General features: G+C 45.5%; 23 protein-coding genes. 14 read left to right on the top strand and 9 right to left on the bottom strand.

Going from position 1 to position 22,007, the window contains the following annotated elements; genetic code table 11:
* The first annotated feature begins 16 nt into the window (after positions 1-16).
* Positions 17-1,009 carry a LacI family DNA-binding transcriptional regulator gene (locus tag RIN81_RS12815; protein WP_309090753.1) on the top strand — a complete coding sequence of 331 codons (993 nt, stop codon included), beginning with the start codon at positions 17-19 and terminating at the stop codon, positions 1,007-1,009.
* Positions 1,010-1,042: 33 nt separating this feature from the next.
* Here RIN81_RS12815 and RIN81_RS12810 read toward each other — a convergent pair whose 3' ends face one another.
* Positions 1,043-1,564 carry a type 1 glutamine amidotransferase domain-containing protein gene (locus tag RIN81_RS12810; protein WP_309090751.1) on the bottom strand — a complete coding sequence of 174 codons (522 nt, stop codon included), beginning with the start codon at positions 1,562-1,564 and terminating at the stop codon, positions 1,043-1,045.
* A 208-nt stretch (positions 1,565-1,772) separates the two neighbouring features.
* The gene (locus RIN81_RS12805; protein ID WP_309090749.1) at positions 1,773-2,099 is read right to left on the bottom strand and encodes a winged helix-turn-helix transcriptional regulator; all 327 of its coding nucleotides are present in this window, start codon (positions 2,097-2,099) and stop codon (positions 1,773-1,775) included.
* Positions 2,100-2,347: 248 nt separating this feature from the next.
* Between RIN81_RS12805 and RIN81_RS12800 the strand changes: the two genes are divergently transcribed.
* Together RIN81_RS12800 and RIN81_RS12795 are read left to right on the top strand one after the other, a co-directional pair.
* Entirely contained in the window at positions 2,348-3,556 is a 1,209-nt protein-coding gene (locus tag RIN81_RS12800) for an MFS transporter (protein ID WP_309090747.1), read from the top strand.
* A 103-nt stretch (positions 3,557-3,659) separates the two neighbouring features.
* Entirely contained in the window at positions 3,660-4,454 is a 795-nt protein-coding gene (locus RIN81_RS12795) for an aldo/keto reductase (RefSeq protein ID WP_309090855.1), read from the top strand.
* Positions 4,455-4,508: 54 nt separating this feature from the next.
* Here the strand turns inward: RIN81_RS12795 and RIN81_RS12790 are convergent, their stop codons facing one another.
* Positions 4,509-4,811 carry a DUF3817 domain-containing protein gene (locus RIN81_RS12790; RefSeq protein ID WP_309090745.1) on the bottom strand — a complete coding sequence of 101 codons (303 nt, stop codon included), beginning with the start codon at positions 4,809-4,811 and terminating at the stop codon, positions 4,509-4,511.
* A 210-nt stretch (positions 4,812-5,021) separates the two neighbouring features.
* Between RIN81_RS12790 and RIN81_RS12785 the strand changes: the two genes are divergently transcribed.
* Positions 5,022-6,071 (top strand): NAD(P)/FAD-dependent oxidoreductase, encoded by a 1,050-nt coding sequence (locus RIN81_RS12785; protein ID WP_309090743.1) that lies wholly within the window; start codon positions 5,022-5,024, stop codon positions 6,069-6,071.
* 43 nt (positions 6,072-6,114) lie between these two features.
* On the opposite strand, the gene RIN81_RS12780 is transcribed toward RIN81_RS12785, so the two are convergent.
* The 3 genes from RIN81_RS12780 to RIN81_RS12770 form a co-directional block, all read right to left on the bottom strand.
* A complete protein-coding gene (locus RIN81_RS12780) occupies positions 6,115-7,026 on the bottom strand; it encodes a superoxide dismutase (protein WP_375164545.1) in 912 nt (303 codons plus the stop codon).
* A 74-nt stretch (positions 7,027-7,100) separates the two neighbouring features.
* The gene (locus RIN81_RS12775; protein WP_309090741.1) at positions 7,101-9,215 is read right to left on the bottom strand and encodes a heavy metal translocating P-type ATPase; all 2,115 of its coding nucleotides are present in this window, start codon (positions 9,213-9,215) and stop codon (positions 7,101-7,103) included.
* 5 nt (positions 9,216-9,220) lie between these two features.
* Positions 9,221-9,592 (bottom strand): ArsR/SmtB family transcription factor, encoded by a 372-nt coding sequence (locus RIN81_RS12770; protein ID WP_309090739.1) that lies wholly within the window; start codon positions 9,590-9,592, stop codon positions 9,221-9,223.
* 139 nt (positions 9,593-9,731) lie between these two features.
* Here RIN81_RS12770 and RIN81_RS12765 point away from each other — a divergent pair, with 139 nt between their 5' ends.
* Positions 9,732-10,058, top strand: coding sequence for a YnfA family protein (locus RIN81_RS12765; RefSeq protein ID WP_309090737.1), 327 nt, complete (start codon positions 9,732-9,734; stop codon positions 10,056-10,058).
* Positions 10,059-10,115: 57 nt separating this feature from the next.
* On the opposite strand, the gene RIN81_RS12760 is transcribed toward RIN81_RS12765, so the two are convergent.
* Positions 10,116-10,442, bottom strand: a complete 327-nt coding sequence (locus RIN81_RS12760) for a four-helix bundle copper-binding protein (RefSeq protein ID WP_309090735.1) — start codon at positions 10,440-10,442, stop codon at positions 10,116-10,118.
* 504 nt (positions 10,443-10,946) lie between these two features.
* On the opposite strand from RIN81_RS12760, the gene RIN81_RS12755 reads away from it, so the two are divergent.
* The 3 genes from RIN81_RS12755 (at position 10,947) to RIN81_RS12745 (ending at position 13,985) form a co-directional block, all read left to right on the top strand.
* Positions 10,947-11,267 (top strand): metal-sensitive transcriptional regulator, encoded by a 321-nt coding sequence (locus tag RIN81_RS12755; protein ID WP_309090733.1) that lies wholly within the window; start codon positions 10,947-10,949, stop codon positions 11,265-11,267.
* Between the two features lie 18 nt (positions 11,268-11,285).
* Positions 11,286-11,492 (top strand): copper chaperone CopZ, encoded by a 207-nt coding sequence (gene copZ, locus RIN81_RS12750; RefSeq protein ID WP_309090731.1) that lies wholly within the window; start codon positions 11,286-11,288, stop codon positions 11,490-11,492.
* 78 nt (positions 11,493-11,570) lie between these two features.
* Positions 11,571-13,985 carry a heavy metal translocating P-type ATPase gene (locus RIN81_RS12745; RefSeq protein WP_309090729.1) on the top strand — a complete coding sequence of 805 codons (2,415 nt, stop codon included), beginning with the start codon at positions 11,571-11,573 and terminating at the stop codon, positions 13,983-13,985.
* 192 nt (positions 13,986-14,177) lie between these two features.
* On the opposite strand, the gene RIN81_RS12740 is transcribed toward RIN81_RS12745, so the two are convergent.
* Together RIN81_RS12740 and RIN81_RS12735 are read right to left on the bottom strand one after the other, a co-directional pair.
* Positions 14,178-14,972: a cytochrome c oxidase assembly protein gene (locus RIN81_RS12740; RefSeq protein ID WP_309090727.1), complete on the bottom strand. Its 795-nt coding sequence runs from the start codon at positions 14,970-14,972 to the stop codon at positions 14,178-14,180.
* Positions 14,962-15,441 (bottom strand): DUF2243 domain-containing protein, encoded by a 480-nt coding sequence (locus RIN81_RS12735; protein ID WP_309090725.1) that lies wholly within the window; start codon positions 15,439-15,441, stop codon positions 14,962-14,964. Before RIN81_RS12735 ends, RIN81_RS12740 begins: the two co-directional genes overlap by 11 nt.
* A gap of 178 nt (positions 15,442-15,619) precedes the next feature.
* On the opposite strand from RIN81_RS12735, the gene RIN81_RS12730 reads away from it, so the two are divergent.
* From RIN81_RS12730 to RIN81_RS12705, 6 genes are all read left to right on the top strand, one after another.
* Positions 15,620-16,390: an alpha/beta hydrolase gene (locus tag RIN81_RS12730; protein WP_309090723.1), complete on the top strand. Its 771-nt coding sequence runs from the start codon at positions 15,620-15,622 to the stop codon at positions 16,388-16,390.
* Between the two features lie 19 nt (positions 16,391-16,409).
* Positions 16,410-16,784 (top strand): hypothetical protein, encoded by a 375-nt coding sequence (locus RIN81_RS12725; RefSeq protein WP_309090721.1) that lies wholly within the window; start codon positions 16,410-16,412, stop codon positions 16,782-16,784.
* A gap of 104 nt (positions 16,785-16,888) precedes the next feature.
* Positions 16,889-17,881 (top strand): LacI family DNA-binding transcriptional regulator, encoded by a 993-nt coding sequence (locus tag RIN81_RS12720; protein WP_309090719.1) that lies wholly within the window; start codon positions 16,889-16,891, stop codon positions 17,879-17,881.
* 415 nt (positions 17,882-18,296) lie between these two features.
* The gene (locus tag RIN81_RS12715) at positions 18,297-20,357 is read left to right on the top strand and encodes a BglG family transcription antiterminator (protein ID WP_309090717.1); all 2,061 of its coding nucleotides are present in this window, start codon (positions 18,297-18,299) and stop codon (positions 20,355-20,357) included.
* Positions 20,354-20,620: a PTS sugar transporter subunit IIB gene (locus RIN81_RS12710; RefSeq protein ID WP_309090715.1), complete on the top strand. Its 267-nt coding sequence runs from the start codon at positions 20,354-20,356 to the stop codon at positions 20,618-20,620. Before RIN81_RS12715 ends, RIN81_RS12710 begins: the two co-directional genes overlap by 4 nt.
* Before the next feature lie 37 nt (positions 20,621-20,657).
* Entirely contained in the window at positions 20,658-21,926 is a 1,269-nt protein-coding gene (locus RIN81_RS12705) for a PTS ascorbate transporter subunit IIC (RefSeq protein ID WP_309090712.1), read from the top strand.
* The last annotated feature ends 81 nt before the right edge of the window (positions 21,927-22,007 follow it).

Genomic DNA, 22,007 nt, shown 5'->3' with positions numbered 1-22,007 from the left:
GATTGGAATGAAAAAAATGGCTACCATTAAAGATATTGCTGCACGGGCAGGTGTGTCGATTGCGACAGTTTCGCGTGTGCTCAACTATGATCCGCACCTGTCTGTCAGCGCAGAAACAAAACAAAAAATTTTTGAAGCCGCCGAACAGCTTGATTACAAAAAGCGGCGTGTTTCAAAAAAAACCCCTCAAACGACGGCAGCGCTCGTTCACTGGTATACCGAGGAAGAAGAGCTGAATGACTTGTACTACAGGTCGATTCGTCTCGGCATTGAGAACAGCTGCCTTGAATCCGGTCTTCAATTGCAAAAGGTGCTGTACAATGAGCTGGAGCAGCTGGACCGGGAGGAAATCGAAGGCATTATCGCAGTCGGTAAATACAGCAGTGCCCAGGTTGAGCGGCTGAGCGAGTGGTCAAGCCGAATCGTCTTTGTTGATTTTTCACCCGAAGACGAAGCGTTCGACAGCGTCATTACGGATTTCTCGCGTGTAACAGAAAAAGCGCTCACCCATCTTTGGGAGCAGGGCATCGGCTGTATTGGCTATCTTGGCGGCAGGGAGCAGTTTGAAGACAAATCTGGTATGATCATGGACATGCGTGAGCAGACTTACCGTGCCTTCCTGCAGGAAAAAGGGGCTTTTGCTGAAGAAGGTATGCTGATTGGAACATACAGCGCGGATGACGGATACCGGCTGATGAAAAACTGTATTGAACAGCGCGGCGAAAACCTGCCGGAAGCCTTTTTTGCGGCAAGCGATACGCTCGCGATCGGGGCACTGCGGGCGCTGCACGAAGCACACATTCAAGTTCCGGAGCGCGTCAGCTTAATAGGCGTGAATGATATCAGCGTATCGAAATATATGTATCCGCCGCTTACGACTGTGAAGGTGCATACAGAATGGATGGGAAAAATCGCTGTAGAGCTTTTGCTGGAGCAGCTGAACGCAAAGCGTATTTCTAAAAAAGTCGTGCTGCCGTCAGAATTGATTGTGCGGGGCACAACAAAGTAAAAAACTCCACCATCATGAGATGGTGGAGTTTTTTCATTCGGCAAGCTTGTCCGCAAAAGCTTTTACATAAGGCGGAAGATCCGGCGGACGGCGGCTTGATACGATATGGCCGTCAACTGTAACCGGCTCGTCGTGCCATACGGCACCCGCATTGGTCATGTCATCTTTAATGCCGGGTGTACTTGTCACATGTTTCCCCTGCAGGATGTTAGCTGAAATCAATACCCAGCCAGCATGGCAGATTTGCCCGATCGGCTTTTGAGCTGCATCCATCGAACGGACAAATTCAAGTACTTCTGGATACCGGCGCAGCTTATCCGGTGCCCAGCCGCCCGGCACTAAAATGGCGTCGTACTCATCTGCATGAATATCTCCAAAAGCATAATCGGCTTCCGCCGGCACGCCGTATTTTCCAGTGTATGTTTTTCCTGCTTCCTTGCCGACGAGGTGTACAGTCGCTCCTTCTTCCCGAAGCCGCAGAATCGGATACCAAAGCTCTAAATCTTCAAATTCTTCTTCTACAAGCGCGATGACTTTTTTGTTTTCTAGCCGCATCAAAACGCCTCCTTTTTTCTTTAGTGTAACAGAGGAATGGCGTGGGTAAAAATGAAAGCATCTATCTATCTTTGTCTATGGGAATTAAAAATCCAATAATGGCAGGAAAAATAGCGGGCAGCTTTTGTTAGAGTCCGAGAGCAGGGTGTATGTTTGTGACCGGTTCTTTTTCGAAAATAAAAAACAGCCAATGTTATTTGGCTGTTTTTTATTGAACAACTTCACTGCCGGTTAATTCGATATGACCTTCACCCCAGGCACACATTGCATCTAGAATAGGACGGAGCGACCAGCCATAGTCTGTTAAGGAATAAACGACCTTCGGTGGAACCTGATCAAAAACAGTCCGGTTCAAAACCCCGTCTGCTTCAAGCTCACGCAGCTGCTGCGTGAGCATTTTTTGTGTGATATTCGGCATTAACTTTTTTAGCTCGCTCGTACGTTTTTCCCCTTTAATCAAATGGCACATAATGACCACTTTCCACTTTCCGCCGATTACATCAAGTGTTGCTTCTACCGGAATATTGTAAGCCATGTGCTTTCCTCCTTTATATAGGCACTTTTAAGTACCTACATTACTTTAAAGTGCGTACTTTTCTTTTGGATTGAGTGCACCCATAATAACATACACAGGAACGAAACAAAAGATCTTAAAAGATGGTAGATACTTAAACGTTCCTAAAGAATAAAAAGGTGTGTACCTTTTATTTTGATAGCTGCTATGCAAAATGGACGCACAGGGAAAACGGCTGGGCCCGCCGTTTTTAATAAAAGGAGGAAAAAATGATGAATCACACTGTGCATGCGGCTGTTAAACAGGAAGCCGCTTCAACAAACAGTCGATTTGCTTTATGGGCATTAGCCGTTAGTGCTTTTGGAATTGGAACTACTGAATTCGTTCCGGTCGGGCTTTTAGCATCTGTTGCGGAAGATTTAAACATCGGAATTACGATGGCGGGATTACTTGTTTCTGGTTATGCGGCCGGCGTAGCGATTGGCGCCCCGGTGCTGACCGCTTTAACAAATCGATTAAACCGAAAAACGCTGCTTATATCTTTAATGGTGCTATTTATTACAGGCAATGTGGTGGCTGCCTTGTCCCAATCATTTGAATTGCTGCTCGCAGCACGGTTTATTACGGCTTTTTCGCATGGTGTTTTTTTCTCGATTGGGTCAACGATTGCGGTTCAGCTCGTACCGCCGCATAAAAAAGCGAGCGCCATTGCCCTTATGTTTACCGGTTTAACCGTTGCAACTGTAACAGGCGTTCCGCTTGGTACATTTATTGGGCAGTCGTTCGGCTGGCGCGCTACATTTTGGGGAGTGGCTTTGCTTGGTGTAGTGGCCGTTGCCGCAAGTGCGCTGCTGATTCCAAGAAATTTAAAGCAGTCACAGCCAGCAAAATTTGGGGATATGCTGCGGCTTGTCACCAACAAACGAATTCTGCTTGGCCTGGCGATTACGGCTCTTGGATACGGAGGTACATTTGTAGCTTTTACGTATTTAACACCGATTTTACAAGATGTGACGGGTTTGAAGCCCGGTCTGGTCAGCATTGTTCTTCTCGTGTATGGAGCAGCTGTAGCGGTTGGAAATGCAGCCGGCGGGCGTTTGGCCAATCATCATCCTATTAAAGCTCTGTTCTGGATGTTCCTTGCGCAGGCCGCCATTCTCGTGGCTCTATCCTTTATGATTCCATTTAAAGCGGCGGGCTTGATCGGTGTTGTTTTGATGGGACTGCTTGCGTTTATGAATGTACCAGGCCTGCAGCTGTTTGTCGTCCAGCTTGCGGAAAAATATGTTCCATCCGCAGTAGATGTGGCTTCTGCCCTGAATATTGCTGCTTTTAATATTGGTATTGCGGCCGGTGCGACAATAGGCGGCTTTGTCGTGGATTCGATCGGATTGGTCCATACCCCGTGGATAGGCGGCGTAATGGTGATGCTCGCCATTTTGCTAACCGCGGTTTCATTGAAACTTGAGAAATCGTAACGTGAATGAAAATGATGAAAAGAAATGCCAAAAGGTAAAAAGACGGAGGAGAAAATAAGTGAATAAACAAAGTACCTTTCAATTAAACCATGGAAAAAAACAAATGCCCTGGCTGGGCCTGGGAGTTTTTCAAGTCGAAGATGGAGAAGCCGTGGCAGCTTCTGTAGAGGAAGCCATTGTACAAGGATACCGCCACATTGATACGGCGGCTGTTTATGAAAATGAAGAGGGAGTGGGAAAGGGAATCCGCCGCGGTATGGAACGTGCCGGCGTTACCCGTGATGAGTTGTTTATTACCTCCAAGCTGTGGAATGCTGATCAGGGATATGAACGTGCGCTGGAGGCTTACCGGGAAAGTACAGCACGCTTAGGGCTTGATCAGCTTGATTTGTACTTGATTCATTGGCCGGTTGAAAATAAATTTACAGAGAGCTGGCGGGCACTTGAAGACTTATATAAAGAAGAAAAAGTCGGCGCCATCGGGGTCAGCAATTTCCAGATCCATCATTTAGAAACATTGCTTCAAACAGCAGAGATTGTTCCGGCCATCAACCAGGTGGAACGCCATCCCCGGCTTGTGCAAACAGAGTTATACAAGTACCTGACAGAGAAAAACATTCATCCTGTAGCATGGGCGCCGCTGGCACAGGGAGGCATTTTCAATGAACCCGTTTTAGTGGGAATGGCCGAAAGCCTGGGGAAAACAATGGCGCAAGTTGTCCTTAAATGGCATTTGCAAACAGGATGGGCCGCCATTCCAAAGTCTGTTAAAAAGCATCGTATTTATGAAAACACGGACTTGTATGACTTTGAACTGAATGAGGAGCAAGTGAAGACGATTAACGAAATGGACCAGCATCGCCGGGTGGGGCCGGATCCTGATAACTTCGATTTTTAAATGAACATTATACTTAAAAGAACCAGCCTGAAATGTACTCAGGCTGGTTCCTTTTTATCTGTATAATTTTTCCAAATCATGAAGCTTTCTGTCTAATATAAAATTGCCAAATGGAATAAACGCGACAATGACTGAAAGAATAGGCCAGATCAGCTTCCAGCGTGTTTTCAGTGTCACATAAGCAATAATGACGCAGTATGTAATAAACAGGGCGCCATGGATAGAGCCGACGATACGAACGGCTTCTGGAATACCAAGCCAATATTTCATCGGCATGGCAATAAACAGGAGAACGAGCAGCGAAATACCTTCAAAATAGCCTGCGAGCCGCAGTTTGCCAACGGATGTTTTTAACATAAAAGCCTCCTAATATGAAGAAGATCGTTTCTTTAAAGATAACGGATACATCGTTAAATTTCATCTCTTTTTATAGATGTTCATCAGATTGTCGTCTTTTCACTAATGTATAAAATAGAAGTGGAAAAGACAGGGATTGTTGAAAAAGAAAAAATAGTGTATCCTTTTAATTAATAATGAGAATCATTATTAATTAAAAGGAGGGTCATCATGCCTCAACGTGATCTGTATGACGTGACAATTATTGGCGGAGGTCCGGCTGGGTTATACGCGGCTTTTTACAGCGGTTTAAGAGGAATGAAAACGAAAATTATTGAATATCAGCCGAAGCTGGGCGGAAAGATTCATGTGTATCCTGAAAAACTGATTTGGGACATTGGCGGCTTAACCCCTATTACCGGTGAACAGCTGATTGGGCAGTTAACGGAGCAGGCGATGACATTTGATCCGACAGTGATCTTAAATGAAAAAGTGGAGAGCATACACAAAACGGATGACGGTCTTTTTGAACTTGCTGCTGCATCAGGAACCATTCACTTTTCCAAAACGGTGATTGCCGCTGTTGGCAGCGGTATATTAAATCCGCAAAAGCTGCCAATCGAAGGAGCGGAGCGGTTTGAAGTCACCAATCTGCATTATGTGGTGCAGTCATTGAAAAAGTTTAAAGGAAAAACAGTAGTGGTATCAGGAGGGGGCAATTCAGCTGTCGACTGGGCGAACGAGCTGGCTGCCGTTGCAGAAAAAGTTTATGTCGTATATCGGGGCAGCTCCTTAAAAGGCCACGAAGCACAAGTTCAGCAGCTGCTCGATAGTTCGGCCATCTGCTTAATGAATGAATCGATTACGAAGTTAATAGCTGCACCAGATGGAAGCCGAATTGGCGAAGTGGAGCTGACCAACAGTGTCACGATGGCGAAAACCATTTTAGCGGCAGATGAAGTAGTTATTAATCATGGCTTTGACCGGGATGCTTCTCTTTTGCAAAACAGCACCTTAAATGTCGAGCTTGAAGATGATTTTTACGTAGCGAGCCAGCCATCAGGTGAATCTTCTGTACCGGGCTTTTTCGCGGCAGGTGATGTGCTCAAGCATAAAGGCAAGCTGCATTTAATTGCCGGCGCTTTTCAAGATGCCGCCAATGCGGTAAACAGAGCCAAGCAATTTATTGATCCAGCTTCAAGAAGCAATGCTATGGTTTCGTCCCATAATGATGTATTTAAAGAAAGAAATAAACAAATCGTGCAGGCGATGATTCAATAAATAAAAAAACCAGCCTCTTTTAGCTGGTTTTTTTATGTTTCTCTTAAAAAGGCTCCCACGTTAGATTTTTCGCTTCGGCGAACCGGTGCTCAACTTCTTTCCAATTGACCACATTCCACCAGGCATCTACGTATTTCGCACGTTCATTTTTGTATTGCAGGTAATAAGCATGCTCCCACACATCGAGTGGAAGCAGCGGCACTACATCCCACTGGCTCAGGTTTTGGTGCTTTTCAGCCGTTAAAATCTCAAGGCGGCGGGAGCGCGGGGACCAGACGAGAATGGCCCAGCCAACACCTTCGACGTTTTTCGCCGCTTCTGAGAAGTGTTTCTTAAATCCATCAAAACTCCCGAAAGAGTTTGTTATAGCCTGATTCAGCTCTCCTCCCGGCCGGCCGCCGCCATCCGGGGTCATCACTGACCAAAAAATCGTGTGCAAATAGTGGCCGGCACCGTGAAAGGCGGCTTCCCGCTCCCAATGTTTAATCAAGCTGAAATCACCACTCCGGCGCGCTTTTTGCATTTCTTTTTCGGCTTTGTTCAGCCCATCTACATAACTTTGGTGATGCTTATCGTGGTGCAGCTTCATAATTTCCTCAGAAATCACCGGTTCCAGGGCAGTATAAGCATACGGAAGTGGAGGCAGGCGGTGCCCGCCGATCGGCACAGGCTGCTTCGGCTTCGATTCCTGTTTTTCCTGTTTAGCAGGGGACGGCTGCTGCAGTAAGCGGGGAAGCTGATTGTATAAAGCAGCAGCCTGGCTGCTTAGAGAGAGTGGGTCAACTGGATGTTCTTCTTCTGCATTCTTTTTTAAGGAAAGGAAAGCTGCTTCCCACTGATCTAGTGCTTTTTTATCAGCCGCCACCGCTTTTTCCCGAATAGATTTCCATTGCTGCTCTACATGCTTGCACCAATTTAGCAGAGTTGCCCGATACGCTTTTTCATGTAAAAACACTGCCTTACCTCCTTCATTTGCCTGTTAACAGGGTATGAATAGGAGGAGGGCAGTGTTCATGTAACAGCTTTTCTTTACTTGTATCTGGTCTTCACAAGACGCATAGAATTTAATACTACGATTAAAGTGGAGCCGACATCAGCAAATACTGCCATCCAAAGTGTAAGCCAGCCTGGGACGATCAGCAGCAGAGCAAGCAGTTTCAAACCGAATGCAAAAGCGATGTTCTGCTTAATAATCTGGAGCGTTTTCCGGCTGAGCGCAACCGTATAAGGGAGCTTCTCTAAATCATCTGCCATTAAAGCCACATCCGCTGTTTCAAGTGCTGTGTCTGTTCCAGCGCCGCCCATCGCAATGCCAACTGAGGCACTGGCAAGAGCAGGAGCATCGTTAATGCCATCGCCAACCATCGCCACATGGCCGTACTGGGCACGAAGAGACTTAATGGCATCCAGCTTGTTCTCAGGCATTAATTCTGCCTGCACATCGGTTAAGCCAAGCTTTCTGCCGATGGAAGCCGCCGCTGCATCGTTATCACCTGTCAGCATCACTGTTTTTTGAATGCCCAGCTTAGCGAGTTTTTCTAAAACCGCCAGGCTGCTTTTCCGAACCTGATCAGCTGCGGCAATATAGCCTTTTACTTCTTCATCCGTTCCAACCAGCATCACCGTCTTTCCTTCCGCCTGCAGTGCCGAGATCGCTTCCCGGACTTTTTCCGTTACAGCAGGACCATCCTCAAAAAGAGCCGGGCTGCCAATGTAATAAACGGTTCCGTTTAAAGAAGCTTTCGCACCTTTACCGGTAAGAGATTGAAAATCATGGGCTTCAAGCAGTGATACTTTTTCATCAGCCGCTTTGCGTAAAACAGCGGAAGCAAGGGGGTGCTGGGAAAACGTCTCAAGAGAAGCGGCGACGGTTAAAAGCTCCTGCACACTCATGTTGGAAACGGAAGCAATGTCGGTTACCTCGGGCTTTCCTTCGGTTAACGTGCCGGTTTTATCAAAGGCGACTACTTTTAAACGTCCTGTTTCTTCCAGGTGAATGCCGCCTTTGATTAAAACACCGTTTTTCGCTGCATTCCCAATCGCTGTGACAATGGCAACCGGTGTGGAAATCACCAGTGCACACGGACATCCCACGACAAGAACTGCAAGGCCGCGGTAAATCCATTCCTGCCAGTCGCCCCCTGTAAACAAAGGAGGCAGGACAGCGACCAGGAAAGCAATGGCCATAATGGCCGGCGTGTAATACCTGGCAAAACGGTCGACGAACGCCTGAGAAGGAGCGCGTTCAGCCTGGGCTTCTTCAACTAAGTGGATAATTTTAGCGATTGTTGTATCTTCGGCAAGCTTTGTGACGCGCACTTCTAGAAATCCTTCTTCATTGAGGGAGCCGGCAAACACTTCATCGCCTTCTTCCTTGGACACCGGAATGGATTCACCGGTAATCGCCGCCTGGTTAATGGATGAACGGCCGCGAATGACCTCGCCATCCATGGCAACCTTTTGTCCAGGCTTCACGATCATAATATCTCCGATTTGAATATCTTCAACAGCCACTTCAAACTCACTGCCGCCCCGTTTAATCAGCGCGGTATCCGGTGCAATATCCATAAGAGAGCGGATAGACTGGCGGGCTTTGTCCATTGAGTATCCTTCCAGCGTTTCACTTAGGGCAAAAAGAAATACAACAACAGCGCCTTCTCCCCACTCGCCAATAATTGCCGCCCCAATAATGGCAACGGTCATTAATGTTTTCATATCGAATTCAAAGCGGATTAAATTGTTTAAGCCGACTTTGAATAAATCGAAGCCGCCGATTAAAATGGAAAGTGCAAAAAGAGTAATAGTTACGATACTGCTTTCACCGGCGGAAAAAGTAGAAATATAGCCGAAGAGCAAAAAGAACAGCGAAACGATCGTGTTTTTATTTTCACGCTTTTGCCAGAATGGAACTCTTTCTTCCTTGACCTTTTCGCGCTCGGGGTATACTTTAATTCCATCAAACGCACCGGCGGCTTCAAGCTGTTCAACGGACGCATCGCCGATAATCGCTACTTTCGATGCGCCGAAATTCAGCTGGACATCTTCTACCGTTTTAATATCACGGATGTTTTTTTCAAACTTGGCCGCGCAGTTGGTGCAGGACAACCCCTGAAGCCGGTAAACATGTTTCCTTTCCTCACTCATTTTCCTCAGTCCTCTCTGGAATGCTCAAGGGCAATGCTGACAAGCTGATGGACGTGGTCGTCTTTAACAGAGTAATACACCATTTTTCCTTCTTTCCGATACTTGGCGAGTCCCATGTTGCGAAGCAGGCGTAAGTGGTGGGAGGCGGTAGCGGTAGTAGAACCAATAATTTGCGCCACATCGCAGACACACAGCTCTTCTTCGAGCGTCAGCGCGTATACGATTTTTAAGCGGGTGGCATCAGACAAAGCTTTAAACAGCAGCTCTACACCGATTACTTCATCTATTTTCGGCTGGACCCGGCTGACGACTTCTCCATTGAAACAACTTGTTTCACAGGCATCATTTGGGGACTTTATGGTTGTTTTCTGGGTCATTTCAGCACCTCATTCAAATAGTTGTTTGATTGTATATTTTTAGTGTATGCTGGAAGTGAAAAAAAGTCAATTTTACATTCAAATAAATGTTTGAATGTAAAGCGAAAGACGGAACCAATCAAAAGAAAGTGTGAAAAAATTGCTGTATACATGGATGATGTTTTTATTAGCTGGAGCAGCTGAAATTGGCGGGGGCTACTTGATTTGGCTCTGGCTGAGAGAAGGAAAACCGTTCACATGGGGAATCATTGGCGGTGTGGTCCTTGTGCTGTACGGCATTATCGCTACCTTTCAAACCTTTCCATCATTCGGACGCGTGTATGCGGCATATGGCGGCGTATTTATCGTGTTATCCGTTTTGTGGGGCTGGGGTGTCGATAAAAAAACGCCGGATGTATATGACTGGATCGGTGCTGCTATCTGCCTTGCGGGTGTTGCCATTATGCTGTGGGCACCGCGTTCGTAGCATAAGGAAACAAAAGCCGGAGAAGTATATCTTCTCCGGCTTTTGTACAGATAATCATCAGGCTGCCATCTTCCGGCATGCTTCTGCACATTTAAAGCACGCCTGTGCACATGCCTGGCAATGGTTGTGATCATGCTTTTGGCATTCGTTTCCGCACGCTTCACAAACATCTGCACAAAGCGCACAAATTTGAGCCATAAACGGGCTGTTTCGCTGCATCGACTGCACGGCCAATGCACAAAGATCTGCACATTCGCGGTCCAGTCGAATGCAGCCTGCCATCATTTTCACGTCGTCTTCCTGCAGACACTGGTTAAAGCAGTGATTACAGGCTTCTAAACACTCCAGGCAGGCTTGAATACAGTCATGTACGTTTTGATTCATCATTGTTCCTCCTTCTTTTGAATGGGTACAACATTACTTTAACCGTCCTTTTTTCCTTTAAACGTTAAAAAACAAACTCCATTCATTCTGCACATTTGCCCGGTACAGTAAAAAACGAATATGAATGTAGGAAGTGAAGACGAAGAAGCTGTAATAAAGGAAGTGGAATTAAAGAAGATCTGCCGTTTATTTTTGAGCGGTTTTATAGAGAGGAAAGATCCCGCTCACGCACATCGAGCGGTACAGAGCTTCAGGCTTGCGATCCTTAAAAAACGGCGGACCAATGGAGACATTCAAGTTAAAAGAAAGGCTGGGAAGGGAACGGCACGGTCTTTGCATTGCTCTTTCCACTGACACAGCATGCAGGTGAACAAAAATAAAAAAATGACTTATCGCTTTGCTGGACATATGGCTGTTGGGCAAAATAATAAAAAAATAAATCGAGCAAAATAGTTTACATACAGTAGGGGGGTATGGTAAATTAAAAACAAGGAGGCGGGGTATATGGAAAAAATGGAAACTCGTGCCTGCGGCGAATTATCTGAACGAAAAAGCCATCATTCTGAAGCAGTAAAGAAAAATTTAATTACAAGGCTGAACCGGATCGAAGGCCAAATCCGCGGTATTAAAGGACTTATTGAAAAAGATGTGTATTGCGATGATATTATTACCCAAATTTCCGCTACGCAATCAGCGCTGAACAGCGCAGCAAAAGTCTTGCTTGAAGGCCATTTGAAAAGCTGTGTAGTCGAACGGATTCAAGAAGGCGATGAAGAAATTGTAGAGGAGCTTCTTGTGACGATTGGGCGGTTAATGAAAAAATAACGAAATGGAGCGATTCACATGGAACAAACAACATTAAATGTACAGGGCATGTCATGCGGGCATTGTGTAAAAGCGGTAGAAGGAAGCGTAGGTAAACTGGAAGGTGTCGAGTCTGTTACCGTTTCTTTAGAAAACAACCAAGTAGACGTGAAGTACGACGAGTCAAAAGTGACACTTGACCAAATTAAAGAAGCGATCGATGACCAGGGATATGACGTTGTTTAAAAAAGTGCGTGCTGACTTCTATCAGCACGTTCTCTTCGGTAAAAAATATACCCCGTGTAGGTATGAGGAGGAAGAGAAATGAGTGCCTCGCAAAAAGAAACAAATATGCAGATTACAGGGATGACCTGTGCCGCCTGCGCCGCCCGGATTGAAAAAGGGCTTAATAAACTGGACGGTGTTGACCAGGCAACGGTGAATCTGGCGCTGGAAAAGTCAACCGTTCGATATGATCCGTCCAAAATAACCGAAGCTGATCTGCAGAAGAAAGTTCATGATCTCGGTTATGAGGTTGTCTTAAAAAAAGATAAATTTTCGATTACGGGGATGACCTGTGCCGCCTGCGCCACTCGAATTGAAAAAGGACTAAACAAGCTGGACGGCATTCGAAATGCGAACGTCAACCTCGCTCTTGAGCGTGCAACCGTTCAATATAACCCGTCGGTTTTATCACCGGCAGATATTATCAAAAAAGTGGATTCACTCGGTTACGATGCCGTGTTAAAAGAAGAAAGCGACAAAGGATCTGTTGATTACCGGCAAAGAGAAATTAAAAAGCAGACAACAAAATTTGTTGTTTCCGCTCTTTTATCTCTGCCGCTTTTATGGGCGATGGCCGGGCACTTTGGTTTCACATCGAATCTTTACGTTCCAGCACTTTTCATGAATCCATGGTTTCAGCTCGTTCTCGCCACGCCGGTGCAATTTATCATTGGCAGCCAGTTTTATATTGGGGCATATAAAGCTCTGAAAAATAAAAGTGCCAATATGGACGTTCTTGTGGCGCTTGGCACCTCGGCAGCGTACTTTTACAGCTTGTATTTGTCGTTTGAGTCACTGGGACACAGTGGCCACGCACCGGAGCTTTATTATGAAACAAGTGCGATTTTAATTACGCTGATTCTGCTTGGGAAATTATTTGAAGCAAAAGCGAAAGGGCGTTCATCCGAGGCGATCAAAAAATTGATGAGCCTGCAGGCAAAAACAGCGATTGTCGAACGCGGCGGAAACGAAATAGAAATACCGCTCGAACAAGTGGTAACAGGCGACTTGATTCATGTCCGTCCTGGTGAAAAAGTACCAGTTGATGGCATTGTTACAGAGGGACAGTCCGCTGTCGATGAATCGATGCTGACGGGTGAGAGCCTGCCGGTCGATAAACGCAAAGGCGATGAAGTGATTGGCGCCACGGTCAACAAAAATGGCTTTTTAAAAATAAAAGCCACGAAGGTCGGACGGGACACCGCGCTTGCGCAAATTATCCGCACGGTCGAGCAGGCGCAGGGGTCAAAAGCGCCGATTCAGCGGCTTGCGGATCAAATTTCCGGTATTTTCGTTCCTATTGTCGTCGGCCTGGCTCTTTTAACGTTTCTTATTTGGTTCCTCCTTGTTGAACCGGGTAATTTTGCCCAAGCACTTGAGAAGCTGATTGCCGTGCTTGTGATTGCATGCCCATGTGCCCTTGGTCTGGCTACTCCAACATCCATCATGGCGGGTTCAGGACGGGCAGCAGAATACGGTATTCTCTTTAAAGGCGGCGAGCATTTAGAAACGGCGCACAAAATCGATACGATCGTGCTCGATAAAACGGGAACCGTTACAAACGGGACACCTGTTTTAACTGATGTGCTCCCATATGAAATAGAAGAAGCCGTTCTTCTTGCGCTGACAGGTGCGGCTGAGAAGCAGTCGGAGCACCCGCTTGCCCAGGCAATTGTAAAAGGTATTTCAGAAAAAGGCATTGCATTGAAACCGGGTGAGCAGTTTGAAGCGATTCCGGGCTTTGGCATTCGAGCTATAGTGGAAGGAAGAGACGTGCTAGTTGGAACGCGCAAGCTGATGAATGAGAAAAACGTCAACATACAGGGCGCCGGAGAAAGTATGGCAGCTCTTGAGCGGGAAGGGAAAACCGCGATGCTTGTGGCTGTGGATGGACGATACGCGGGTATTGTTGCGGTGGCAGACACCGTAAAAGAAACGTCAAAAGAAGCGGTACGCCGCTTAAAAGAAATGGGTCTTCATGTTGTGATGATGACAGGAGACAACGAGCAGACCGCGCAGGCGATTGCCCGTCAGGTTGGTATTGACTACGTTATCGCTGAAGTACTGCCAGAAGGCAAAGCGAACGAGGTAAAGAAGCTGCAGCAGGAGGGACGACATGTTGCCATGGTTGGCGACGGCATTAATGATGCACCGGCGCTTGCCACAGCCGATATCGGCATGGCGATCGGCACCGGAACCGATGTGGCCATGGAAGCGGCCGATATTACCTTGATCCGCGGCGACTTGAACAGTATTGCGGATGCAATCCTGATGAGCAAAAAAACAATTCGGAATGTGAAGCAAAACCTGTTTTGGGCATTCGGCTATAATACGCTTGGGATTCCGGTCGCCGCACTTGGCTTTCTGGCTCCATGGCTTGCCGGCGCAGCAATGGCTTTTAGCTCGGTTTCAGTTGTCGTAAACGCTTTGCGTCTGCAAAAAGTAAAACTGTAAAAAAGAAAATTGAGTGATAAGTCTACGGCCGGAAAAATCGACTATTGGCCGGATTCTAGTCCGCGATGGCCGGAAAAAAGAAAATCCGGCCATGCTGTAAGACTTTCCGGCCCTGATTTTTATTTTCCGGCTAAAAAAAGTGTAAATGAAGTTAGAAAGCCGCCTCTGTAAAAAGAGGCGGCTTTCTTATCATTAAAGCTGAACGATTTTTGAGCTGGCGGCTTTTCTTGGCCGGGCAGCGTGAAACCATTGCGCACAAAACAGAATGACCAGGATAAGGTCAACCGCATCTCCGCCGTAATACATGAGCATGCTGCCCATTTCAGCCTGAGCCGAAGAAACACCGGCTGGAGGATGCGCATAAAGAAATTTGGATAAAATGCTGTGCCCGGCCAGTGCGAGCATAAGAACAGCAGCTCGGAAGTGAAAAGACCTGCGATGAGGCGCCGGGTCAATGCAAAGAATAGAAGCAGTAAATACGTAACCAGCCAAAAACACATGGAGATGAACAAATATATGAATCAGCACATTTTCCTGCATGTGTGCATACAGGCTGGTTGTATAAAGCAGCCAAAGTCCGCCGATGTTTAACACAAACGCCGTTATAGGATCTATGGCAAAACGAAGCGGCCGGTTTTGAAGCAGCCGGGACACGCGCCGCGCCTGCTCTACAGGCAGTGTCCGCAAAATCAGCGTGATGGGCGCGGCCAACACCATAAAAAGAGGAGCCAGCATGCCAAGAAGCAGATGGCCGGCCATATGAGCGATAAAATTTGTATGGGCTTTTTCCGCTAAAGGACCAACAACCGCCGACAGAGAACAAAGGATGCCGCCTGTCCATAAAACAGTGCGGAAAACCGGCCAGGGCGAATAGCGGCGGCTCGAATGAAAAGCGGCCCAGGCGTATAACAGGAGTGCAGCCGCAAAAGGTAAAGCAAGCCAAAGGGAGGCAGACAGAGCAGCCTGCATATGATGCTCACTGTGCATTCCGCTCACCTTTTTTCGTGCGGACAGCAAGAGCCGCTCCAATTACTATCATCAAAACCGCGGTCGTGTTCCAAACAAGGTCATACATCCATACATTCTCTACGTAACGAATTTGGTGAAGGCGCATAAGCTTGTGCTGAACGGTCCCGTCGTAAAGCTGGAATATACCGGCACCCAGCAGCATTCCGCCGATCCACTTTTTTAAGAGAAGCCTATTACGACGGCGCAGATCCGCAAACAGAAACAGCCCGCCTACAGTAGCGAACCAGCTGAACGCATGAAAGAAACCGTCAGAAATAAGCCCGGCGCTTGTGGTGGATTTGTCATAAAAGTGATGCCAGTGAAGCAGCTGGTGAAAAACAGCTTCATCAAAAAAAGCAACAAAGCCAATGCCAAATAAAAAGCCGGACCAGAGATTACGCCTGGAAAGATGGGAAGAGCTGCGGACTTCCTTGGATTGGACAGCCATAGAAAACTCCTTTCTGCCGTTCGTGTAATCAGTCTATCTGTTTTTGTTGTACCCATACACTGGAAGGTTCATTCTTTTATACGGTAAATTATTTCTCCTAAAATGAACCATATATCTATCAGAAGAATAAAAGAGAATGATATAATGAAAATATTCTGAAATTAAAAAGGGTGAAAAAATGGCGCTTCTTCACTGTCAATTCTACTCCGACGTTTTACAATTAAGTACATCCATGACGGTTATTCTTCCCCAGCAAACCCACTCACAGATCGGTATGCAAAGCCAAAAAAACAGCAGTAAACATCAGACACTTTATTTGCTTCATGGACTGAGTGATGATGATACGATCTGGACACGCCGGACTTCTATCGAACGGTATGCAGCACCGCTCGGACTTGCGGTGGTGATGCCGCAGGTGCACCATAGCTTTTATACTGACATGGCGTACGGAAGCCGATACTGGACGTTTTTAACAGAGGAACTGCCGGCCATAGCACAATCTTTTTTTTCGTTATCCGATGCCCGGGAGGATAATTTTGTCGCGGGGCTTTCAATGGGAGGCTACGGGGCATTGAAATGGGCGCTGTCACAGCCGGAGCGGTTTAGCGCAGCGGCCAGTTTGTCCGGGGCAGTTGATATTGTAAGCCGGGTGAAAGAGGGAAGCCGTGACCGTTTGTTTGAGCTTGTTTCTGGAGACGGGCAGGTAGCCGGCACGAAGCATGATTTGTTCACACTGCTGGAAACAGCGCAGCACGCCCCCGAAAAGCCGGCCCTGTATCAATGCTGCGGCACAGAAGACTTCTTGTATGAAGACAATCTCCGTTTTAAAGAAGCATGTGACCAAACATCTTTTGATGTAACGGTACAACTTGATTCGGGATCGCATGAGTGGGGCTATTGGGACCGGAAAATTCAAGATGTGCTCCGCTGGCTGCCACTGAAAAACTAACTGCATGGGGGGGAAAGCTATGTCAACAGCACGCGTTATAACAGGAATTTGGAGAAAGCATGAAGAAACAAAAGAAAATCCGAAAGAATCCTCGCTTAAAACCCGCTATTACCGGAAAAGCCGCGAGTCGCTCATTAACGACATAAAGAAGGTTGTTCAAAACGGTAAGTTCGCCGGGTGGGCGCTGTTGAATGAAGACGTAGCGAGGGGAGAAATCATGCTTGAAAAAGGAGCATATGGCATGGTTATCACCATTTACAAAATTACGCCGATGCAATCTGCCATTGATGTCTACTGTTCAAAAGAAGGAATGCTTGGCGACTTTGGAAACAGCTATCGGTATATTCTTGAATTTTTCAATGCGCTTCGGACAGAAGCAGAGCCGGAATCCTAAAAAAGCAGCTGGGTAAAGCCCAGCTGTTTTTTTGTGTCCTTGCATGGAGATTTAAATAAGCGCTACAATGTACGAAATTAGAATCAAAGAAAGAAGGAAGCAGGATGGCAACCATTTTAGATGTAGCGAAGAGAGCCGGTTTATCGAAAACAACCGTATCCCGTGTAATCAACAATCAAGATTATGTATCCGAAGAAAACCGTGCCCTTGTGCTGCAGGCAATGAAAGAACTCGATTATCATCCAAACCCGGCTGCCAGAAGATTAAGGGGACAGCTGACGATGACGATTGGGGTTGTGGTTCCAGCTGTTACCGACCCCTTTTTCGCTTCTTTAACCGCAGCTGTTGAGCAAACGGCGTATGAAAAGGGCTATAAAACGATGATATGCCAGAGCAGCGGAGACAAAGAAAAAGAACGGCTTTTTTTAAATCTGCTGAAAACAAAGCAGGCAGACGGTATGATCATAACCGCTTTAGAAAACGACTGGAAGGACGTTCAGCCGTTTACGAAGCACGGCCCGATTGTACTGTGCAACGAAGATATTCCCGAACCGTCTGTTCCGGTTATTAAGTTTGATCAATTAAGTGGAACGTATGCAGGCATTAAACATTTGATTCAACAAGGGCATCAAAAGATTGGTTATTGCACCGGCGCTCTTTTTGCTGAAAAAGGAAGAGACAAGGACCGCAACCAGGGCTACCAAAAAGCAATGGCAGAAGCAGGACTCTCTATCAATCCTGCATGGATCTTCGTCGATCGGCATACAACCGAAGATGGAAAGCAGCTGCTTACTCATGTTATGAATATGGAAGATCGGCCTACTGCTGTTTTTACGGGAAGCGATGACATTGCCGCCGGCATGATCACACAAGCAAACGAGCAGGGAGTCCGCGTTCCAGAAGATCTGGCGATTATGGGTTTTGGCAACCAGCCGATAGCTCAGTGGATCACTCCGACATTAACAACAATCCAACAGCCTGCTGATAGTATGGGTCGAAAAGCGACCCAGATCATATTAGAGCTTCTTCACAATAACCAAGCAGAGATGGAGCCATACGAGCTGCCGAGTGACATTATTGTTCGGAAATCTACTTAATTGCGGGGTTTTTTCCCGCAATTTTTTAAAAATCAGTATGGGAACGATACCAACGCTGATTTTATAGGGGTTATATTTTTAAAAATAGTTTATTCCAATTTATTGAAAAAAGGAGTAAAAGAGCTGAAAAACCGCCTCTGGTAACGATACCACACGTGATTTAACGTGTAATAAAACTAATTAATGAAGCATAGCGCGGGTTTTGGCTTGTTGGGCTTTAAGAATACATCCCGTAGAGCTGGATATTCATTTTTAAAATTCCGCTAGAAGATAGTTTTGTGATTATTGAGTCCAGAGTTAGTTTTTTGTACGAAGTGTATAGTAGTGTGCAGAAGAAAGAACAAAAATCAGTCTTTGAAGAAATATGTTTTCACTAGAAAATAAGATATCGTAAAAGCAGGGAGAGGATCACAACATGTATTTAGATGAAAGAAGCGCTTCTTTGCTAAAGCTACTACAACATTCTCCTATTTGGAAAATGAATGACTTAGAAGAAAAGACGGGATTAACACGCCGGCAGATCCAATATGGGTTTGGAAAAATTAATGATTGGCTTTGTTTCAATGGGCATGAGGAGATTCAATATAGCCGCAGGGTCGGTTATTCTTTGCCAAAGGGCCTTCAATTAAAAGAGCAGGAGATTCGATTCTCTAAAAAAGTATATGCATTCTCAGAAGAGGATCGAGAAAAAATTTATTATTTTATGATTTTACTGAGCAAGGATCCTTTATCGGTTTACCACTTTCAATCATTGATGGGTGTTTCAAGAAATACCGTTTTATCAGATATTCAGCGTCTGAAAGAAAATGCCAAAGCTCGTGGTCTTGAAATTTTTTATTCCAAGCAGGATGGTTATATCTCTAAAGGAACTGTTCGTCAAAAACGTTATGTGATTGAACGCCTTGTCCATGAAGTGCTGCATCACATAAATGGTGAAATGGTTATTGACTGTATTTGGGCGGATAAGAAAAAACAGATAAGTACTATTCGAAGTGAGCTTGAACAGATTGAGCAAAAAATGGGGATCACATTTACCGATCAACAGCTTCATGAATTTACGTACTGGTTTTTATGTACAGACCAGTTTATTGAAAAAGGAGAAATATTAGAGCTGGAAGACAGCTGGAATCCTCTTTTATCTTCGCGGGAATATGAAATAGTCAGCCAGCTGATCGAATCCCCTGCTTTTTATGGTGATTGGAATCAAACGGAGATTTTATATGCAACACTTCATTTGCTTGGCATGAACCGCATAAGAGATTTTTCGCCTCTTCATAAGGATGAGCAAATTCGGCCTCTATTGAACGGTATTGTAGAGGAGTTCGAACGGCTCGCATGCGTTCATTTGCATGATAAACAGCAGCTGTATAAACAATTGTATGTGCACTTTCGTCCGGCGTATTATCGGATGAAATACGGTTTTTCTCAAACGAATCCATTAACGAAACGGGTGCAGGATATATATCCAGAGCTTCACCATCTAACAAAAAAATCAATGCAGGTACTGGAAAGAGAAATAAAACGATCAATATCTGAAGACGAAATTGCCTACTTCACCATTCATTTTGGCGGCTGGCTCCGCAAACAGGGGACTGCGTTGGATGAGCGGAAAAAAGCGATTGTTGTATGTCCAAACGGTATAGGGATTAGTAATATTCTCATTTACACTTTGAGAGAGTTATTTCCTGACATTTTGTTTTTGGATGTACTGTCCGTTCGTAAAGCAGCGGAATATCCTCTTGCTGTTGACCTAGTTTTTTCGACGGTTCATTTACGGACATCATCCACACTGTTTGTAGTTCCGCCTATTTTATCAGCAGACGACAAACATAAACTCAGACAGCAGGTCATGCAGGAATTATACGGATATGCTTTGCAGGAAATCGACCTTTCATCATTGCTGTCCATTATTTCGAAGTACGCGACTGTCCATGAGCCGGAGCAGCTGGAAAAAGCGCTGCAGGCAAACATGTACACGCATCAAGTGAATAAACATTCCTTAAAGGAGGTAGAGAAACCCGTGCTTGAAGAATTGCTGACAATGCAGACGATTCAAATCAAACGAAGTGTGGCGGACTGGAAAGAGGGCATCCGTACTGCGTCTCAACCTTTAGTTGACATTGGAACAATTGAAGAGCGGTACGTTGACGCAATGATTCAAACGATTGACGCGAACGGCCCTTATGTTGTGATCACACCAAATGTGGCGATTCCACATGCTCGTCCTGAACAAGGAGTCCGGTCTTTATCCATGAGTCTTTTAAAACTTGATGAGCCAGTGCATTTTGCGCCGGATAAGCCGGTTCATCTGATCATCGTGTTAGCTGCGGTAGACAATGACTCACATTTAAAAGCACTTGTCCAATTAACGCAGTTGCTGGGTGAACCGTCCAATATTGAAGAAATGATTAAAAGCTCGAAACCAGCTCAATTGATGGAATACATTCATAAATATTCGAAGGAGGAAACAAAATGAAAATCATGGTTGTATGCGGAAATGGATTAGGAAGCAGCTTTATTATGGAGATGAACGTGAAAAAAGCGTTAACAGAGATGGGAAAAACAGCAGACGTTGATCATACTGATTTAGCTTCAGCTAAAACAGAACAAGCAGATATCTTTATTGGAGCAGCTGATATTGTCGGGCAGCTTAATGACGGAATCCGAAAAATTGTTACGTTAGAAAACATGATGAGCATACCTGAAATCAAATCGAAATTGGAGCCGCTTTTAGGATAAGTAATAAGGAAGTCGTATATAAAGGGGGTTGAAAAGCATGTTAGACGTGATTATGAATGACATTTTAGGTACACCTTCCATTTTAGTTGGCCTATTTGCACTTATCGGGTTATTACTTCAGAAAAAATCAAGTGCGGATATTGTCTCAGGGACGCTGAAAACGGTAATGGGGTTTGTCATTATTGGGGCCGGAGCATCTGTTTTAATAGGATCTTTAGATATATTTAGCAAAATGTTCGACCATGCATTTAATGTGCAGGGAGTCATCCCTAATAATGAGGCGATCGTAGCTGCTGCGCAAAGTGAGTTTGGTACAGCTACAGCACTTATTATGGTTTTTGGGATGATCGTGAACATTCTATTAGCACGATTTACACCTCTCAAATACATTTTCTTAACTGGGCATCATACACTTTTCATGGCTTGTTTAATCGCGGTTGCTTTGTCGGTGGGCGGTCTTGAAGGACCTGCTCAAATCATAGTTGGCTCCGTTTTGCTTGGCTTATGTATGGTCGTCTTTCCTGCTATACTTCAGCCGTACGTTCGTCAAATAACAGGGAGTGACGATTTTGCGATCGGTCACTTTGGCACAATCGGGTATTTTGTGTCTGCGACGGTTGGGAAATGGGTGGGAAACAAAGAAAAAACGACTGAACAAATCAAAGTTCCGCAATCGTTAGGCTTTCTGCGTGACACTTCTGTTGCAGTTTCCTTGACGATGACAATATTTTTTATTGCGGTCGCTTTATTTGCTGGTCAAAGTTATATCGAAACAGAGCTTTCAGGCGGATCGAACTTTATTGTCTTCTCTTTTATTCAAGCGATCACGTTCGCTGCAGGTGTTTATATCATTCTTGCTGGCGTGCGTATGCTTATCGCAGAAATTGTACCGGCTTTTAAAGGGATTGCCGATAAACTGGCTCCGAACACAAAACCGGCGCTTGATTGTCCGACTGTTTTTCCTTTCGCGCCGAATGCCGTCATTATTGGGTTTTTATTTAGTTTTTTAGCCGGACTCTTATCCATGTTTATTCTCCCGGTTATCGGATTAAAAGTCATTGTTCCAGGCTTGGTTCCTCACTTTTTTACTGGAGCAGCTGCAGGTGTTTTCGGAAACGTCACAGGAGGACGCCGCGGTGCAATGGCCGGTGCTTTTGCAAATGGAATTATTATCAGTTTCCTTCCGGCTGTTTTACTTGTTTTGCTTGGAGACATCGGGTTTGAAGGTACTACTTTTGGGGACTCTGATTTTGGTATAGTCGGTATTTTAATTTTAAGTATCATGAAATTGTTAGGGCTAGCTTAACGAAGTTTAAAAGTGAAAATAATTTGTATTTACCAGCAGCTTATGATGTTATAAACAAGTAAGCTGCTGGTTCTTTCATTT

Origin of the sequence: Domibacillus sp., from assembly GCF_031181085.1 — a bacterium.
GTDB lineage: Bacteria > Bacillota > Bacilli > Bacillales > Domibacillaceae > Domibacillus.
The sequence above is the reverse complement of the archived record's forward strand: the minus strand, read 5'-3'. Positions and strand labels throughout refer to the sequence as shown.